2 tRNA genes and 1 rRNA gene are annotated in these 595 nt (G+C 47.7%); all 3 read right to left on the bottom strand.

Annotation, left to right across the window (positions count from 1 at the left end):
• Positions 1-41 precede the first annotated feature (41 nt).
• Positions 42-117: transfer RNA gene (locus A3735_RS08375), tRNA-Ala, on the bottom strand.
• A 141-nt stretch (positions 118-258) separates the two neighbouring features.
• Positions 259-335, bottom strand: a tRNA-Ile gene (locus A3735_RS08370).
• Between the two features lie 114 nt (positions 336-449).
• Positions 450-595, bottom strand: a 16S ribosomal RNA gene (locus A3735_RS08365); the annotation flags it as partial.

Genomic DNA, 595 nt, shown 5'->3' with positions numbered 1-595 from the left:
AAGCAAATACACTTATTTATAATCATTTCAATTTTGGAAATTGGTGGAGCTATGCGGGATCGAACCGCAGACCTCCTGCGTGCAAGGCAGGCGCTCTCCCAGCTGAGCTATAGCCCCAATCCCAGAGCATTTTATCCTCTGCTTTAACGTTCATTAAAGTCAGACTCAAAAAATCGTAGATTTTAGTTAATCTATGCAAATGACTGCGAAGCATAGCCTGCTATGCGAGTAATCATTTAACGATGAGTAACTGAAATCTGGTAGGCCTGGGCAGACTTGAACTGCCGACCTCACCCTTATCAGGGGTGCGCTCTAACCACCTGAGCTACAGGCCTTCTGCGCAAATTACCTCTCAGTAAGATGCTATAGGGCCTATTGCCCTTACGCTCTCTTTAATTCTATAACCAAGCAATTCGTGTGAACTCTGACCGAAACGATCACGATTCGTTTAAGGAGGTGATCCAGCCCCAGGTTCCCCTAGGGCTACCTTGTTACGACTTCACCCCAGTCATGAACCACACCGTGGTAATCGTCCCCCCGAAGGTTAGACTAACTACTTCTGGTGCAATCCACTCCCATGGTGTGACGGGCGGTG

Source organism: Oleiphilus sp. HI0061 (assembly GCF_001635675.1).
Note: the sequence above shows the minus strand (reverse complement) of the source record. Positions and strands in the feature narration are given on the sequence as shown.